This is a genomic window from Runella sp. R0.1_18, from assembly GCF_057652155.1.
The window spans coordinates 246,342-263,817 of sequence record NZ_JBYFCK010000004.1 but is presented as its reverse complement, the minus strand read 5'-3'; the positions used below and the strand labels follow the sequence as shown (position 1 = coordinate 263,817).

Annotated in this window: 13 protein-coding genes; 4 read left to right on the top strand and 9 right to left on the bottom strand. The window is 46.3% G+C overall.

Annotation, left to right across the window (positions count from 1 at the left end):
* The 7 genes from AC23P2_RS08945 to AC23P2_RS08915 all read right to left on the bottom strand — a co-directional run.
* The coding region (locus AC23P2_RS08945; RefSeq protein ID WP_487772875.1) for a hypothetical protein at nt 1-197 on the bottom strand (197 nt) is incomplete at its 3' end.
* 49 nt (nt 198-246) lie between these two features.
* Nucleotides 247-3,408, bottom strand: coding sequence for a PVC-type heme-binding CxxCH protein (locus AC23P2_RS08940; protein ID WP_487772874.1), 3,162 nt, complete (start codon nt 3,406-3,408; stop codon nt 247-249).
* A gap of 34 nt (nt 3,409-3,442) precedes the next feature.
* Nucleotides 3,443-4,342, bottom strand: coding sequence for a ThuA domain-containing protein (locus AC23P2_RS08935; RefSeq protein WP_487772873.1), 900 nt, complete (start codon nt 4,340-4,342; stop codon nt 3,443-3,445).
* A gap of 264 nt (nt 4,343-4,606) precedes the next feature.
* Complete coding sequence (locus tag AC23P2_RS08930; protein ID WP_487772872.1) at nt 4,607-6,112, bottom strand: RagB/SusD family nutrient uptake outer membrane protein; 1,506 nt, start codon at nt 6,110-6,112, stop codon at nt 4,607-4,609.
* A 34-nt stretch (nt 6,113-6,146) separates the two neighbouring features.
* Nucleotides 6,147-9,533 carry a TonB-dependent receptor gene (locus AC23P2_RS08925; protein WP_487772871.1) on the bottom strand — a complete coding sequence of 1,129 codons (3,387 nt, stop codon included), beginning with the start codon at nt 9,531-9,533 and terminating at the stop codon, nt 6,147-6,149.
* Between the two features lie 276 nt (nt 9,534-9,809).
* Nucleotides 9,810-10,889, bottom strand: coding sequence for a FecR family protein (locus tag AC23P2_RS08920; RefSeq protein ID WP_487772870.1), 1,080 nt, complete (start codon nt 10,887-10,889; stop codon nt 9,810-9,812).
* Between the two features lie 51 nt (nt 10,890-10,940).
* Nucleotides 10,941-11,525 carry an RNA polymerase sigma factor gene (locus AC23P2_RS08915; RefSeq protein ID WP_487772869.1) on the bottom strand — a complete coding sequence of 195 codons (585 nt, stop codon included), beginning with the start codon at nt 11,523-11,525 and terminating at the stop codon, nt 10,941-10,943.
* 384 nt (nt 11,526-11,909) lie between these two features.
* Between AC23P2_RS08915 and AC23P2_RS08910 the strand changes: the two genes are divergently transcribed.
* Nucleotides 11,910-12,635, top strand: a complete 726-nt coding sequence (locus AC23P2_RS08910) for an EcsC family protein (RefSeq protein ID WP_487772868.1) — start codon at nt 11,910-11,912, stop codon at nt 12,633-12,635.
* A gap of 96 nt (nt 12,636-12,731) precedes the next feature.
* On the opposite strand, the gene AC23P2_RS08905 is transcribed toward AC23P2_RS08910, so the two are convergent.
* Entirely contained in the window at nt 12,732-13,346 is a 615-nt protein-coding gene (locus tag AC23P2_RS08905) for a response regulator (protein ID WP_487772867.1), read from the bottom strand.
* Nucleotides 13,347-13,365: 19 nt separating this feature from the next.
* Nucleotides 13,366-15,339, bottom strand: coding sequence for an ATP-binding protein (locus AC23P2_RS08900; protein WP_487772866.1), 1,974 nt, complete (start codon nt 15,337-15,339; stop codon nt 13,366-13,368).
* Nucleotides 15,340-15,522: 183 nt separating this feature from the next.
* Here AC23P2_RS08900 and AC23P2_RS08895 point away from each other — a divergent pair, with 183 nt between their 5' ends.
* The 3 genes from AC23P2_RS08895 (at nt 15,523) to AC23P2_RS08885 (ending at nt 17,411) form a co-directional block, all read left to right on the top strand.
* Nucleotides 15,523-15,972 carry a hypothetical protein gene (locus AC23P2_RS08895; RefSeq protein ID WP_487772865.1) on the top strand — a complete coding sequence of 150 codons (450 nt, stop codon included), beginning with the start codon at nt 15,523-15,525 and terminating at the stop codon, nt 15,970-15,972.
* A 181-nt stretch (nt 15,973-16,153) separates the two neighbouring features.
* A complete protein-coding gene (locus tag AC23P2_RS08890) occupies nt 16,154-16,498 on the top strand; it encodes a hypothetical protein (RefSeq protein WP_472493666.1) in 345 nt (114 codons plus the stop codon).
* Between the two features lie 4 nt (nt 16,499-16,502).
* A complete protein-coding gene (locus AC23P2_RS08885; protein ID WP_487772864.1) occupies nt 16,503-17,411 on the top strand; it encodes a helix-turn-helix domain-containing protein in 909 nt (302 codons plus the stop codon).
* Nucleotides 17,412-17,476 lie beyond the last annotated feature (65 nt).

Below are 17,476 nucleotides of genomic sequence, written 5' to 3'. Positions count from 1 at the left end.
GTCGGTCTGACTATCGTCTGACCGAGACAAACATTGGTCAGACGATAGTCAGACCAATAAAAAATTGAGTTTATTCCGAACGCAGGCCATTCTAGCCCAGAGTATGCCAAGAAAGAATTGATGGATAAGATGGCGGCGTTTTTGAAGGGGGTATTGTAGTCGGTCTGACTATCGTCTGACCGAGACAAAATTTTCAACGCTGCCAGGGTTGGTTATCGTAGTTTACGAACCCTGGCAGCGTTTTTATTACTTCTCCAACGGATGCTCGCTCAGGAGTTTCGACGACGTATAAATATCGCTTTTGCCAGCCGTGGCGGCCCTTACTTCTTTTACTTTTTCGGGTGTGATGGCCGAGGCTTTGTTGCCAAAGGAGTTACGAACGTAAGTCAATACGGCCGCTACTTCTTTGTCGTTGAGCAAACCTGCAAACGGCGTCATCGGCACTTGGCCAGCGTATTGTTTGCCGTTTACCTCTATCGGCCCCATGAGTCCTTTGAGGGCGATTTTGATGAGGCGCTCTTCGTTGCCCTGTACCCACTTGGTCCCTGCCAACGGCGGGAAACCCGAAGCTGTCAGCCCATTACCGTCGGCTTGGTGGCAGGTGGCGCAGTAGCCTTCTTTGCTATAGATGGTTTTACCCAACTTAAACAATTCCAATTCGGCTCCTTTCAAGGTCGATACCACTTCCGCTTCTTTTTTCTTCACCACTACGTTTTCTCCCTTCAAGTGCGCTACCGCCGTTTCATGGGCATATACCATCCAATCGTCCAATGGCTTTTTAGCTGCTTCAGCCAAGATTGGTAAACCTTTTTCTTTGCCAATCCACGATGCCGCCACAATCGCCATCAAGCGAACACGCGTATTCTCGTCTTTAGCCGCCTGCATGAGCAACGCCGCTTGGTCAGGCACTTGGTGGCCTGTATAACGAACGACTTGAACCGCCGCCGAACGAACGTGGTAATCTTTGGCTTTGAGCAACTGGCGGAGTAGCTTTTGATCCACTTTGTCCAATCCCCAGCTTACCCAAAGTGCCTCCAACAAATGGTGTTCGTAGCGTGGGTCGGTTTTATCAAGGCTTGCCGCCCATTTGGTTATTTTGGGCAATACTTCAGCGGCACTGCGGCCACGAAGCTCACGACGAGTGCGGTAGCGGGTACGGTATTCGGGCAGTTTGAGGTTATCCAACAAAGTTTCTACCGAAGCTCCGTCAATTTTCGCAGGAGTAACCAGCGGGCGCGACGGATACGTGACGCGGTAAATACGGCCGTGAACGTGGTCGCGGAGTGGGTCACGAGCGTTGTGCTGCATGTGCCCAATGAGAATATTGTGCCAGTCAATCACGTACAACGAGCCATCGGGTGCTACCTCCATATCCACAGGACGGAAGTTGCGATCAGAACTCACAATCAAGTCTTGGCGGTGCTTCGTCTTGTACCCTGTGCCGTCGTCCCACACTTGGTGTTGTTTGGTTCCCAAAAACCCAATGGTGTTGTTGATAAGCATATCGCCTTGTACTTCATCAGGAAAATGGCGGCTCCAAAGGAACTCTAATCCCGAGGTTGGGCGTACCATATGGTCTTTCTCAATCAATTGAACCGACTTATGGGTAGCTTGACCGTAACGCGGCAAAACCGAACCAGGCAACATCCAACGCACGTCAGGGCTAGAAGTTTCGGCAAAGAAAGGTTGCCCCCAATCGTCGAAAGCAATTCCCCACGGGTTCGGAATCGACAACTGAGCGGTACGTTCTAACTTGTGCAACTGAGGAGCATAACGATAAAAACCACCGTTGGTAGCGCGCACCGTTCCGTACGAGGTTTCCACGCTGGTGTGCAAAAACACCCCTTCTCCCGTATAAATCGCTCCCGATGGGTCGGCACAAAACGCGCTGCTGTTGTGGTGCGTATCGTGGTCGTCAAAACCACTCATCAAAATTTCAACTTTATCGGCACGGTCGTCGCCGTTGGTATCTGTAAATAACTTTAGGTTCGTTCCTTGCGACACATACACCCCCTCTTTGGCAATTTCAAAACCCAACGGCAAATGCAACCCATCCACAAATACCGTTTGTTTATCGGCCTTACCGTCGTTGTTGGTATCTTCAAAGATGATAATTTTATCGTTCGGCTTGGCATCTCCTGGCTTGTAGTGCGGATAGCTTGGCATGGTGGCTACCCACAAACGCCCTTTGTTATCAAACGACATCTGTACTGGGTTGGCCAAATCCGTAAATTCTTTTTCAGAAGCAAACAACTCAATTTTATACCCAGCAGGTACTTTGAGCTTACTTTCGGCCTCTTCTCCGTAGAGATAGGTCAGGCTTCCGTTTTTGTCGGGATTAAAGTTGGTTTTAACAGGAGGCAACGTGCGCGTTTTGGCATCGGCAGCGGCAAGATCCATTTTTGCTCCTTTAGAAGCCGCCAACCACACGGCCGTATCGCGAATGGCCGTCATTTGACGAATCTTCTCAATTTCAGCAGGATAGTTGTCGGGACCGAAAGGATTGTAGCGACGCCCATAGACGTGTACGCCGTTGGGAATCTTGAAGTCGTTGTGCCACATCCAGTTTTTCTCCGCTACGGCCGCATGAACGAGCGCACGGTTGCTTTCGGCTTTGGCAGGCGTTTTTCCTGCTAATTTATCGGCCAAAAACACCCCGAACTTTTTGTAACCTTCTTCCGTCAATTGCGAACCGTCGATGGTCAATGGTTCTTTCGACTCAGCATACCATTGTTTGGAAGGAGTAAAAGCGTCGATAAACAAAAGGTTGTTGCGCGTTGCTACCTCTTTAATGGCATTGGTATATAATTGCAAATTGGCGTTTTCTTTCACGCCATTGGGTAAGTCATGCAAACTTGATAAGTCCTCAAACGCAATCGGAGAAACCAACACCAACTGAGGTGCCGCACTTCCGTTGTAGGTTTGGCTGAGGGTATGTTTGATAAACGCATCTAGCTCGGCTTTGAAGTTGTTGACCCCTGCCGCTCCTTGAAACGACTCACTGTAACCAAACATCCCGACAACGACGTCCGTTTTGAGGCGCGTCAACCACTGATCAGGCGCATCAAAAAAACCTTCGCTGTGCGACTTATTGGCGTATTCGGTTTGAAACTTTTCTGCCCCAGGAAACGCCCAAGGATCATTTCGGCTTGCGTGAGGACGAAAACCTGGCGTATCTCCACCGTCGCACATGTTACGAATGTACAGTTGACTGTCGGGATAACGAAGCTGCATTTCGGTTTCGAAATAATCATAGTTCAGCATTCGAGAACCAAGGTTTCCCCCAATTAACGAAATGTGCGTTCCTTTTTCAATTTTCAGTGGGGTGGCTAACTCTGGCTGAAAAGCACTGAAGGCAATGAACGCCGCACTAGCAGCGATCAGCAATCCTTGGACGCTTCTTCTCATGGATTTAGGAATTTATGTAACAGGGTTTTCTTTTCTATTTTACAATACCACGGTAAGGTACCTGAATGGCTATTTTTCCCTTCCATTTTTTGGGAACAGGCTTATCCAATAACCACAAAATAGCATTGACCGTCAGGCGCTGAACACCTTCCTCTTGAAAATCTTCGGGGTGCCCTAGTGTTGTAAAAAACACCTTTGCGCCTTCCTTATTTTTCCACGTCCAGGCCACGGGGTTGTCAATCGCAGCTTTATCAGGATTCACTGATTTTCCCAACAAAAGCGAAACAGAACCTTGCGGCGGATAATCGGGCTTGACACGATACAACCAAGAAGGCACATGAAACGAGGCAGGAACTCCCCTCAAAATAGGGTTTTTGGCCGCTTCGGGAATGATAGTTACGTCGGTGGTGCTCTTGTGGCCGTAGTGCGTGTGCCCCGCTCTTCCCCAGCCTGGAGGCGTACCAAAAGCGCGTTCGCCAAAGGCATTCCAGACTTCGGAAGGGTCACCTTTGGGGAAATTAAAGGCGTGGGTAGAGGTACGGAAACCCATCACAGGCTTTCCCGACTTTAAATATTCATCAATAAAAGCCAGTTGCTCAGGAGGGAGTTGACGCCAACGAAGAAAAAATATGGCTAAGTCAGCTTCGCGGAGCGCTTCCAAACCTGGAATGTTTTTTTCGGCATTTTGGTCAGGATAGGACGAGAGGATTTTGGTGCGCACGCCATAGTTTTTTTCCAACTCGGCGGCTATCAGAGGTAATGTTTGCTCGCCACTGTATTCGTGGTCGCCGCACACAAAAACCACCAACGGTTTTTTTTGTGCCAATACTCCCTGCGACGGAAGCACCCAAGCAATAAAAAGAGATAGAAAAGAAATAAGGCCAAAACTCCAAAGGGTACGGACTTTCGGACGACGGTGGGTCGGTTGGTTCATCAGCATGTAATGATTAAGCTTCGTTGTTGGTCGAAAAAAAAGGAAACGATGTGTTTATACAAAAAGTAGGCAAATTGGAGTTTATACCGTAGGCTTCTGATTAAAAGATGCCTACGGTATGAATCAAGCTTTCTATCTATTTATGCACCCTTTTAATACGTTACTGGTTAACTGTTATTCGTTCACCGCGACTAGCCGCAGCGGTTAGTCGTTCAAAATCAACGATTAACGGATAACAATTAACCGTTAACTGTGCGTAAGCACCTAGTAGCCAGGATTTTGTTTCAACTTGCTATTGTTACGGATTTCGGCAGTAGGAATAGGGAATAGCAACTCACGGTCTTTGAGCGTTGGGCCGTAAGAAAACTTGTGGCCCACGTAGTTTTCAAACTTCTTGGTCGTGACGTTGAAGGCTTTGCGCAAACGCACCATGTCGTACCACGTTTTGTTTTCAAAGCTCAACTCGTACCAACGTTCCCGCCAAATGGCTTCTCTCAGTTCTTCTTTGCTCAAACCCTTCAATTCGGGTAATTCGGCGCGTTTACGAACGGCATTGACCGCATCATACGCCACCGCCGTTGGGCCATTTGCCTCGTTTGAAGCCTCAGCCAATGTCAACAATACCTCGGCATAGCGCAATACCGTCCAGTTCAAGTCGCTGCTAGTAGTCGAAAGTTGGGCGGTATTGTCAAAGTGTTTGTACAAATAATAGCCTCCCAAATTACGCGTTTTGGTACGGTCGCTGCGCAACGAAAACGACGAGTAATAAAACTGCTTCTCGGCAACTCGCTTGTCTCCTTGTTCGTACGATTCCACAAACTCTTTGTTGGCAAAAATCGCGCCCGTTTCGTCAGTATAAGCCGAAATCCCTTGGTTATAGGGAATAATCGACGTTTGCCAGTTGGAAGGCAACACAAAAGCCGCAAACTGAACCATAAAAATGTTTTCGCCCGTATTTTTCTTGGCAGGATTGTGCAAGTCGTCGTACGAAGGAAACAAGCTAAAACTCTTCATCTGAACTACTTCTTGGGCTTTGTCGGCGGCTTTTTTGTAATATTCAGCGCCTTTTTGAAGCGGATAACCCGCCATCGTTAAGTACACCGACGACAACAGCGATTTCACCGCTCCCATAGATGCGCGGCCTGTAACATCGGCATTGGGCAAGCCCGATGCCTCAGCTTCAACGAGGTCAGCTTCGATCAACTTATAAATTTCTTCAACAGATGCTTGCGGGGCGTACAAATCAGGAGATTTGAGGTCAACAGGGTCTTTAATTAAAGGAATACTTCCAAAAATGCGCACCAATTCGTAGTAATACAACGCCCGTAAAAACCGCGCTTCGCCCAAGTAGCGCTTTTTGGCGGCTTCGTTCATCGTAATGCCAGGAATTTTGGCAATGGCCAAATTGGCATTGGCAATTCCACGGTAGTGGTTGGTCCAGTACGTAGCCCCGTAGCCATTGTCAGAGTTGTTGACCAAATTGCGCACAAAAATGCTGTTTTGGGCTTGTCCCAACTCGGTATTGGCCAGGCCCGTCGCAAATTCGAGCATCATCCAAGGCGCGCCTCCAAACCCTCCTCCTAGCACGTTGCGAAGGTTTTCGTAGATGGAGTTGACCACGCTTTCGGCGTGTTCGGGTTTGGTGAAATAATTTTCGAGGGTGAAGTTTGAACGATCGGGTTCTTCCAAAAACTCCGAACAACTTCCTGCCGATACCAATAGCGCTCCGCTAATTAACCATCGGCTGATATATTTTACTGTCGCGTTCATGCTTGATTTCTTTTTAATGAAGGTGATACAACAATTACAAACCGATATTTAACCCTACCATAAATACCCGTGGTTTCGGATAAGCGTACAAATCCACGCCTTGATCAAAAGCCGAGCCTGAGGTAGAAACTTCGGGATCGTAGCCTTCGAACTTGGTACGCAAGAAGAAATTCTGCACCGATGCAAACGCGCGCAAACGGTTCAAATGAATTTTCTCAATCATTTTGGTCGGGAAACGGTACGACAACAACAGGTTACGTCCACGAATGAAAGAGCCATCTTGCACGCGGTCAGTGTCGTTGTTGGTGTTATATCCTGCCGACACAGGGCGAGTTTGAGCAATGTTGGTGTTCTGCCTTTCAGGCGTCCACGCGTTCAATACCGTTTTGAAACTGTTGGCAATTCCCGTGCGGTCTTCGGCGGAGTGCTTGCTACGGAACAACACGTCATTGCCGTACATAAACTGTAAATCCACCATCAACTCTAGGTTTTTGTGCGAAAACGTGTTGGTCAACGTACCGAAACCGTCAGGAATCCCTTTCCCGATAATCACTCGGTCGTTGTCGTTGATAACCCCGTCTTGATTTACATCTTGGTACTTGATGTCCCCTGGTTTTTTCAAGTAACGTGCGGCTTCTGACTCCTCAGCCAAGCTCCACGTACCTTGGTGAACAAACCCAAAGAACGACCCCACAGGCTGTCCTTCACGAATGATGGTCGAACCGTTAAAGATGTCGGCTCCGCCCGTTAAGGCGATTACTTTGTTGCGGTTAATCGAAATATTAAAGGCTGTGCTCCAGTTGAAATTGGGGGTTGCTACGTTTACGGAGTTAATTCCCAATTCAATCCCACGGTTTTCCATGCTACCAATATTCTGGCTCACAGTCGTATAACCACTACTTGATGGCACAGGCGCGCTCAACAACATGTCGGAAGTTAGCTTGCGATAGACGTCAAATTCGAGGTTCAAGCGGTTGTTGAATAAACCGACTTCGATACCTGCATCCACTTGCGCCGTTTTTTCCCAACGCAAATCAGGGTTGGCCAAGCGGTTGACCCCGATACCAATCTGACGCGTATTGTTAAAAATCACCGAGTAGTTGCCCAATCCCGCCAAGGCTTGATAGGCCGTGATTTCGGAGTTACCCGTCAAACCGTAGCTAGTGCGTAATTTTAGATTGGAAATAACGGGTATGCCTTTCATAAAATCTTCATCAATGACCCGCCACGCCAACGCTGCCGACGGGAACACAGCGTAGCGATTAGAAGAACCAAACTTCGACGAACCATCAATACGTCCCGTGAAGGTCAATAGGTATTTTTCTTTCAAACTGTAATTGATACGGCCGAAGTAAGAGTTTAATCCATAAGCACTTGTGCTCGACGTAGGCGCCACCGCTACGGCTCCAGCACCTAGGTTGTTGAACTGAAAATAATCATCTTGGAAACGTTGGGCTCTTGCTTGCGACGAGAAACGATCAACATGCTGCCACGCCAACCCCAACAAGGCATTCACTGAGTGAATCGACTTAAATTTGGTATTGTAGGTCAAGTAGTTTTCAAACTGCCAAGAATTATGACGCTCGTTGTTGATGTAAGCATCTCCCCCTTGGTTGCGCGAAATGTAGTTCAACGTCCGACCACCGTAGTAATCGTTGCGCTGATTGATGACGTTAGTCCCAAGCGTTGTGCGCAATTCTAAACCTTTCGCAAGGGTAATATTGGTGTAAATATTGCCCAACATGGTCTGAGTCTTGAGGTAATACAACCGCTCCGTAGCTACGTGAACGGGGTTACCGCCACCTTCCATCCCTGGGTAATCTTCGTTTCCAGCCCAACGGCCGTCAGGATAACGTACGGGGATAATTGGTAACGCTTCCAAGACTTGGCGCATGGCAATGATACCTCCTGCTCCAAGCGGGTCAACTTGGCTTTCGTTTTGGTCGTTGTAGCTCAACGATCCCCCAATTTTTAACCATTTTTTGATTTGACTGTCCACCACAAACCGTCCTGAGAAACGCTTCAACCACGAGCCCGTCATCAATCCGTCTTCGTTGCGATAGCCCAAATACACCCCAAAGTTATCTTTTGAGTTCCCACCCGTAAACGATAATTGGTGGTTTTGGGTCAATGCTTTCCGAAACGACTCGTCTTGCCAATCGGTGTTGTACAATGGTTTGCCGTTTGAATCAAAAAGCAATGGGTTCGTACGTTTCGTTTTAGGGTCAACGTACTTGCCACCCGCCCAGCCTACGGGGTCGTATTTCTTGGCATTTTCGTAGGCCACATCTTCTATTCGCAAAAACTCTTCTGAGTTCAACAACGGAATTTTGCGGGGCAATACACCCACGCTGAAATCGGTATCATAGCTGACTCGACCACCATCTTTGCTGCCTCGTTTGGTCGATACCAAAATTACCCCGTTGGCACCCCGCGCTCCGTAAATCGCGGTAGCTGAGGCATCTTTCAACACTTCAATCGACGCAATGTCATTGGCGTTGATGTAGTCCATGGGCGTGCTGCCGTTGGCAAGGTCAGTGGCGTTCAAAATCACGCCGTCAATCACATAAAGCGGGTTGTTGGCCACGCTCACGGAGGTATTTCCACGAATACGGATATTGGCACGGCCTCCAGGACGACCTGAGTTAACCGACACGTTCACCCCTGTAATGCGTCCCGAAAGGGCTTGGTTCAACGACGCCGAGGGGCGTTCTTGCAAGGCTTCGCCTTTGACCGTTCCGACCGAACCCGTCAAGTCTGATTTACGCTGCACCCCGTACCCAACCACAATCACCTCTTCGAGCGACTTGGCATCTACTTTGAGCGCGATGGTTAGTTGGACTTGGTTTCCTACCATTATTTCTTGGGTAACATAACCCAAGTAGCTAAATACCAGCGTAGCATTGTCGTTTGGAACTTCCAAGTCAAAACGACCGTCGGCATTGGTCGTCGTGCCACGGGTCGTACCTTTCACGACCACACTTACGCCTGGCAATCCTGTACCCGATTCGTCGTTGACGACACCGCCAACTTTTCGCGCCAAGGGAATAGTTACTTCTTGAGGCAGCGCACCTGACGAAGTACGGACTGGAGCCGCTTCTTTTTCGGGCGTTAGGATAATTTGCTGCCCGATAATTTCATAACGTAGCCTAAGCGAGCGGGTGAGTTTTCCCAATACCTCCGAAAGAGGCTCATTGGAAGCAATCAGCGTGATTTTGCGGTCGGCAGGCAGCGCCGTTGGACGGTAAGCAAAGCGGATTTTAATCTGCTTTTCAATGACCGTCAGCGCTTGCCTTACTCCTTGATTTTCAACGTGTACAGACACTTTTTGCTTGAGAATTTCTTGGGCATTGACTTCATTGGCCAACGACACACCCGTAAAAATCACCGCCAGCAGGCATTGTATCAGTGATAATTTCATAAGGTGGTAAAAGAGGGGTTTGAAACGTACCTTTGTTTTCATTAGATTTGAATGTTTTTGTTAGGAATTAGGCAAAAACACCTCCCTCACGTCTTTTACGAGACGCTTGCCGATCGACCAAAATCACAAGGGGAGGCTAACGGCACCAGCGGTGTTGCAACCACTGCTGGTGTTTTTTTACATCAGGACGAACAACAGAACTGTTTCATAGTATAAATTGGGGTTAAGGGGTTAAGTAGAAAGGTTTAATAATATATCTCTTTGGCAAGTTGGGTATCAACACCCTTTGCCATAAATAATCACCTGACCATCAATCAATTTATAATCAGCATCTAAGACTTTACAAATCACTTCCAGCTTTTCAAAAAGATTTTCATCAGTGAGGTTGATGGTAAGTAAGCAATTTTTCAGCACCTCTTCGTCATAAACCACCTCGATACCGTAGGCTTTTTCTAAGGCCGCAAACACCTGAGGAGCAGGCGCAGCATCAAAGACAAAGCGGGCCATTTCGGCAGGAGGCAACAGCAGCGTAGGAGCTTCTACCAGCAACTTTCGGATGGTTGCAGCACTACGAACAAACACTGCTTTCTGGTTAGGAGTAAGCACAATGCCTTTACTTTCGGGGTCTTGCCGAGGGTCGCGTCGGTCGGCATATACCGACACCCTCCCCGACTTTACCGCCACAGTCACATCAGGGTCTTTTTGGTAAGCTGCAATATGAAAACTCGTCCCCAAGACCCTTGTCACCAATCCATTAGCAAAAACTAAAAAGGGGCGTTTTGGATTTTTTTCTACGTCAAAAAAAGCTCCTCCTTCTAAATGTACTTCACGCGTATCGTCCTGAAAACGACGCGGGTACTTCAAACGGCTGTTGGTTTCTAACTCGACCCGACTACCATCGGAGAGCTGAATCAGCATCATTTTATCTGATGAATTAACGGCTTCCACCCATGCTGGTAACACTTTGGTGGCCACTTCGGTTTTTTCTGTTGGTGTTATTCTGCCATTTTGCCAAGCATAGCCTAGTGCCAACACAACCACTGCCGCCGCTGCCCAACCTCCTACCCGCCAAAACCACGAAGGTGTTTGCACGCTCGGCGTTGTTTCTAGCGTCTCAATGGTATGCTCTATTCGCTCCCAAATCACGGCGGCGGTTACGCTTTCCGCGTTTGAATCGTGTAGTTCTTGAAGCCCCAAAATAAGTCGGCGTGCTTCCTCTAGTTGGTAATAACGTTCGGGAAAGTCTCGTAAAAATCGTTGCCAAAAAGCATCACTCTCGGGCGTGGGCACACAAACCCAAGCCCGAAAATACTCATCGGCGGCAAGTTCTTCGGCTGTAAATTGGTAATAGTCCATAGGTTAAAGATGTTCGATTTTAAAAAATAGGGTGTGGATAACGAAGTTTTGTTAGTAGAAAAAAAACATCATGAGCACCATCGAAAAAATTCGGACGGTTTCGCGTAATGTTTTCAGGGCGGTGTAAATAAATCGGCAAGCTGATTGGTAATTCACGCCCATCAATTGGGCGACTTCTTCGTTACTAAACTGATGTGTAAATCGTAAATCAATGGCTTGTTGCTGGCGCGGGCTAAGTGCCTGATAGCCATCCCGCAAGCGTCGTAATAACTGTTCTTGGCGCTCGTCCGAAATCCATTGATGCTCGATGGTACCTGCTTCGTCAGCGTTGTCAAAATTATCAACGTTGGTGGCAGCATAAAACTCATCGCGCTGCTGCGCCCGTGTAATTTTGTTTCGCAATGACCTAAACAAGTAAAATTTAATGGAATCGGTGTCGCTCAGGCGCGTTCTGCTTTGCCACAATTCGATAAACAAATCGTGGATAGAATCCTCTATTAGGCGCTCATCTGGAGTAATTTTGTGCCCATAACGAATCAATTCTTGGGCATATAGCTCATAAATCCGCTTGAAGGCCCCTCGTTCTCCTTGACGAAAAGCATCCCAGAGTGCAGTATGTGAATGGTGTGGAATCACAGAACGTCGGATTAAGTAATACAGTCGAATAACTTTCGATAGCTTCAATTACTAATGCCAAGAATGCCGTTTTTTAATCCTATTTTTTCTCATTATTTTTTTATTTTTTTTACTACCTACATTTTCCAATAGACAAAACTCTCATAACAATTTGATTTACAATAGGCTACAAATGTTGCGCCTCGCAGAGGCTGTGTTGAAAATTCGTTTATTACATGCTACAAATGTTGCGCCTCGCCGAGGCTGTGTTGAAAATTCATTTATTACATGCTACAAATGTTGCGCCTCGCAGAGGCTACGTTGATTACCGTCAATATGCCGTCTTACTTATTTATTCGTATTTTTTTAAAATTTCAGTAACTTGTCCACTTCACCCATCTCGTTATGCCCTCATACGAAGAAAACGTCGCAAAAGAACTCCGCCTTTGGCAACGCCAAATGCAGCGCAAACCCTCCGCAGCTAACCGCCTTGCCAAAGCCACCCAAAAGTGGCTCAATGACCTGATTCCTGAAAAAATTCACGAAATCATTACCACCACCATCAAACAAATGACGCGTGGTGTACTCTTTGGCGCCGAATTTATCACTCCACTACCCGCTCCTGAGATTAGTTTCGAAGCCCAAGAAGACGAAGTACGACGGCGCATTAGTTTTTACAAAACCGCGGGGGCAGCCGAAGGTGGCGTGGCAGGAGCTGGGGGCTTCTGGCTGGCTTTGGCCGACTTTCCAATCTTGCTCAGTCTCAAAATGAAACTCCTTTTCGATATTACGGCTTGTTATGGCTATCCTATAAACGATTACCGCGAACGGATTTTTTTGTTGCACATTTTTCAACTGGCATTTTCGAGCCAAGAACGCCGTCGAGAGGTCTATCTACAAATCGTGGACTGGGATGAAAAAAGTAAACTTTTACCCGAAGACATCCACGCCTTCGACTGGCGCACGTTTCAACAGGAATACCGCGACTACATAGATTTGGCCAAAATGGCACAACTCATCCCTGGCATTGGTGCCGCCGTGGGGGTTGTCGTCAATTACCGACTCATTGACAAACTAGGAACAACCGCCATGAATGCGTACCGAATGCGGAAGAAGGGGAAGTTTGAGTGAGGAGAGATAAGAGAGGAGTGATAAACGTTTTATGTGCTGAGGGTTGCTCACAACCCGAATCCAACAAAAAATCAACAACTAACTTTTTTCAACGCGTTAGCTCGAAAGTAACCCCTGCTGGGCAGCCAGTTTGATAAGGGCGGCGGTATTGGCTACTTCAAATTTCATCAGCAAATTCTCGCGGTGGGTCTTTACGGTAGCAGGACTCACAAAAAGTTTTTCCGCAATTTCATTGTTGGTCATACCTTCGGAAATTAATCCCAACACCTCTTTTTCACGACGGGTTAAAAACGTCGTTTTCACCGAGCTAGGTGTTGTTTCTTGCACATTGACATTCATATAATACCCTCCCAAATACACCTGCCGAATGGCTTTTACCAATTCGTCTTTAGGAGAGCTCTTAATCAAGTAACCCATGGCGCCGTTTTGCATCATTCTACTGACGTGACTTCGTTCGTTGGAGGTTGTGAGGGCAATACATTTGATATGTGGCAATTTGTCGCGAATCTTCTTGCACAATTCTACTCCACTTATATCTGGCAAATTTATATCCAAAAAAGCAATGTCAACGGGTTGTTTTTTTAAAGCATCAAGGGCATCAATGGCGTTAGAAGCTGTGCCCACCACCCGAATATCATCACAATCGTTGAGGAGCGATTTTAGCCCTTCGGTAATCAGCGGATGGTCGTCCACAATAAATACTTGAATCATGTTAAATCAGGTTTTATGGCTACAACTTTATTTCAATTTCCACCGATGTCCCCTCTCCTAGGGTGCTTTGAATATCCAACGTTCCGCCCAAATACGCCACCCGATTTTCGATGTTACGCATTCCTGCACCTTTGTGATGTTCAGCCTGTTTGAGGTCAAAACCTTTGCCATTGTCCTCTACGGTGAGGTGTACTATTTCGTCCCGCCGAACCAATTGTACATAGGCATCAGTGGCTTGAGCGTGTTTGAGGATGTTGTTCAACAGTTCTTGTACAATGCGATACACCACAACTTCCACCGACGAATCAAGGCGCTGTTCCATGCCCAGAACTTGTAAGTGAACTTTGATTTGGCCCGTTTCATTGAGGTCTTCGCAAAAATCCTTCAGCGAGTCGGGTAAGCCATAGCGAACCAGTGCTTCGGGCATCATACTATGAGCAACGCGGCGCATTTCATTAATGGCAAGATCCAGTTGTTCCAACGCCCGAGCAAATACCACTGTACTTGCTTCGGGCAAAATAAAGTTTCCTCTCACTTTCCCCAAAGTTAGTTTTACGCTTGTTAAAATTCCGCCCAAGCCGTCGTGCAAATCGCGAGCTACACGCGTTCGCTCTTCTTCTTGGCCTTTTAAAATAGAATTGGTAGCAACGAGCTGTCGTTCTTGTTGCAATTGTTGAATTTCATTTTCCTTCAAAAGACTTTCTTGTCTGGCTATTTTTCGTTGGTTAGCCACGTTACGATACATAAGCCCGCCAATCCCTGCTACAGCTACTAGCCCCGCCAACAACCCATAAATGAGGGTGTTCTGACGACTTTTCTCTTTTTCTAGCTGGAGAATCTGGTTTTCTTTCTGGACAGTTTGATACTTGGTGTCGATGTCGTTGAGTTTGAGCTTGGTGTCTTCCGTTTGTAAACTGTCTTTCAAAGCGTTAAACTCGGTTAAATAAGCAAAGGCTAGTTTGTCGTTGTTAAGCTGATGATAGGCGTCTGCTAAACCTTGTAGCGCATTTTTTCGCCCCTCTATCCGATTTACTTTTTGCGACAAACTGAGTGCGTGCCTAAAAAAAGTGATGGCATTAGTAGCCTGATTGAGTTGCTGGTAACACTTAGCCATGGCTAAAAACCCACTTATTTCGTAGCCTATTTTCTGCGTTTGTTGCGCATAGCTAAGTAATTGTTTGTTGTATTGAAGGGCTTTTTCAAAGTTTTTTCGCTCGTATTCAAGTTCACCCAAACTCCCGTAGTACCTCATGTATAGCAGCGGGCTTTTCAGTTCGCTTACCAATGATTCTACCGTTTCAATGTAGTTGGCAGCGCTATCAAGTTGTTTATTTCTTATAAAATCGTTTAACAAAAAAATATACGAAATTCCTAAATCGACGTCTTTCATCTTGGCATTGAGACGCGTTTCGATGCCTTTTTTGGTATAAAAAATCGCCTTATCAAATTGCCCCTCTTTGCTATAAAGCCCCCCAATGCTAACATAAATATTTCCAACGGCATTAAACCTTTCAGGAAATGACGTCGCATTCCAGACATCCAGTGCTTGCAATTTCAAACTAACCGCTTTTTCAATATCTCGTTTGGTTTCAGCAATCACTCCCAAATTGCTCAACGCCGTAGCAGCCCCCAATGGCGCAGTGTCTTTTTTACTTTTTTTGAAATAGTCGTAGCTTTTCTGAAAATACGCCTCTGCTTCTTCAAATTGGGAAGTCTCTAAATAATAGATTCCATAGCCGTTGTAAATATGCCCAAATCCGTAGTCATAATTTTGCTTTTTACAGAGTTCCAGCCCTTCTTTCAACAGCGCTAAGGCTTCGGTCGTATCCGAATTCATGACGAGCATTCGCGACAAGTCCCCAATGATATGGATACGCGACGTATCAATTTTTTCTTTTTTAAGCTCTTGTCGATAGCTATTGATGAGTTCTTGCTGGCTCCATACCAAATACGGTACTACCACTAAAAGCACAAGCGTGAGTGTTCGTTTCATTGAGGTAAAAGGGCAAGGTTTTCCCTTCTAATTTACGACGGTAAAGTTCTGTAACAAAACCATTTAATAAAATCCTCCAAAAGGCGGATTTTAAAAAAATCGGATTTTTGGCCGATTGATTTTGGGAGGGGAGCAGATGTAGTTTTGTAGAAAAAAAACGTCAATTTTAAGCCCCTGCCCATCATGAAACCTTCCAGCAGCATTCGCCATTCGCTTTTTCTCTTAGCCTTTACGGCACTATTTTTTTCATGTCAAAAAGAAGTTGAGCCATCGCTTGCCGACCAACTTTCGGGCGAATACACAGGCACTTCTTATACAGTAGGTACTACGCGCCTCAATTTACCTGCTGCCAACGCCGCAGGGGTAGTAGCCACCAGTAAAATATCGGTGATAAAAGTAGGTGACGAATCGGCCAATTTCAAAGTAACTTTTACCCTTACCGACAAAGCTGGAAAAGCGGCGGATTCTTTTCAAACCTACGATGGCGTAACCCTCAAAAAAACGACCACGGGTGAGATAGAAGGATACGTAGGCACCACCAAACACGTCACCTTCTTAAATGGTGAACTTGGGGTCATTGCCCCTGACCCAGTTCCTTCAAAGACAGTTGTATTTTACGGAAAGAAAAACTGAGTTCTATTTCTTTTATCTCACCAACCTCAAGTGGTACTGGCGCAGTTCGGTACCACTTTTTTTCCTTTTTAGCTACAACATTGCGACTTTTGGCTACATCATTTATCTGATTGTTACGGAACTTTGCACCATCAAATAATTCCAAGAATTGGTGTAATTTTAGAAAAAAACAGCAAAGAAAATGAAAATTGTAACCATCGCACTCTTGCTCATTTCGTCGTTTTTGAGCCTCAAACACGGCTGGGATGCCTTCCAGCCTGCTACTGCCGAGCAAGCCAAAATGATGGCCGACTTGGGCATTACCAAATCCTTTATGCCTTTTGTGGGCGCACTCTCTATTATTATCGGCTTGATGCTCCTCTTTCCTCAAACTTTTTTTGTGGGCAACCTACTCAATGCCATTGTAATTCTGTTGATCATGGCGTTTTCGTTGCGGGCAGGAAACGTCAAAATGGCCTTCATCGAAATTCCATTTCTTGCGTTGCCATTGCTATTGATTTGGTTAAAATACCCCTTTAAATTTTAGCAGTATGCCCCAAGAAAAACCGTACCGAATCAAATCCATTGCCGAAATTCATCGGTTGATGAACCTGCCGAAGCCTCAGCACCCACTTATCGGCATGATTGACCTCAAAATCTTAAAATCCGCTCCCAACATTCAGGCTGTACTTTCAGATTTTTACGTGGTGTCACTCAAGAGAGGCTGCGACAAATTATTTTATGGCCAGCAAAAATACGACTTCGACGAAGGCTTGCTAGCTTTCATTGCGCCAGGGCAAATTTTGCGCGGAGAAGCCAACGGCGTTCCTGATAACTTGGACGGTTGGATGCTGTTTGTGCACCCTGATTTTTTGTGGAATACCCCACTTGCCAAAAAAATCAAACAATACGAGTTCTTTGGGTACTCGACCAACGAAGCTTTGTTTTTATCCGACAAAGAGGAAACTACCATCAATGGTATTGTCAATAACATACGAGAAGAATACCACGCCAACATTGACAAATTCAGCCAAGACGTAATCATTGCCCAGCTGGACGTGCTATTTACCTACGCCCAACGGTTTTACGAACGGCAGTTTATTACCCGAAAAATCACCAACAGCCAAGTACTCAATCGCCTAGAAGAAATCCTGAACGCTTATTTCAACAGTGAAGATTTGGTCTCAAAAGGGCTACCGACAGTTCAGCACGTTGCCGACTCGCTTAACCTCTCTACCAAATACCTGAGCAGTATGTTGAAACAGCTTATCGGACTTACTACACAGCAGCTTATCCACGAAAAACTGATTGAAAAGGCCAAAGAAAAGCTATCCACCACCGAGCTGACTGTGAGCGAAATTGCCTATGAATTAGGGTTTGAACATTCCCAATCGTTCAATAAGCTGTTCAAAGCCAAAACCAACCAAAGCCCCCTCGAATTTAGGCATTCGTTTAATTAAGGTCATCAGTAACTACTCAATATTATCTGTTTTAGCCTCGTAAAATTGGTCAAAAAAAAGTTTTT